This is a genomic window from Vibrio sp. 10N.222.55.C6 (assembly GCF_041473395.1).
Classification (GTDB): domain Bacteria; phylum Pseudomonadota; class Gammaproteobacteria; order Enterobacterales; family Vibrionaceae; genus Vibrio; species Vibrio crassostreae_C.
The window spans coordinates 1-336 of sequence record NZ_JBFRSD010001007.1; the positions used below are offsets into that span (position 1 = coordinate 1).

Annotated in this window: 2 protein-coding genes; both read right to left on the reverse strand. The window is 43.2% G+C overall.

What is annotated here, in order from left to right:
* Window positions 1–41: 41 nt before the first annotated feature.
* Window positions 42–233, reverse strand: a complete 192-nt coding sequence (locus AB4486_RS27290) for a DUF4250 domain-containing protein (protein WP_004738555.1) — start codon at window positions 231–233, stop codon at window positions 42–44.
* 1 nt (window position 234) lies between these two features.
* Window positions 235–336 (reverse strand): YaeP family protein (locus AB4486_RS27295; RefSeq protein WP_372119917.1); only part of this gene is annotated, 102 nt, incomplete at its 5' end.

Sequence of the window (336 nt, forward strand, 5' to 3'; positions counted from 1 at the left end):
ACACAGAGGTTGGTCTTTAAATAGGAAGATTTTTTAAACGACTATCGAAACTGTTTAGCTTCTGGAAGATACTCAAAACCAGCAGACGCGAGCTTAGCGATTAAGGCTGCTTTGTCGATTTCGTAGAAGTTGACCACTCGATCTAAATCACCGCCGAAGTCGTCACGAAGCTTCATGTTGACGATGCTCATCAACATCACTGGATCCATTTTTTCAAAGTTAGCGAGGTTCATATTAGTCCTCGAAATCTGAAATCAGTAAGTTAGCAGCGGCAAAGGCTGCACGTTCACGAGCTTCTTTAGGAAGAGACTCATCGGCAGCAAGGTCATTCAATGT

What these genes read in the sequence shown, in the direction of transcription:
- AB4486_RS27290 (WP_004738555.1), bottom strand. Translation starts at nt 233, where the DNA reads ATGAACCTCGCTAACTTTGAAAAAATGGATCCAGTGATGTTGATGAGC.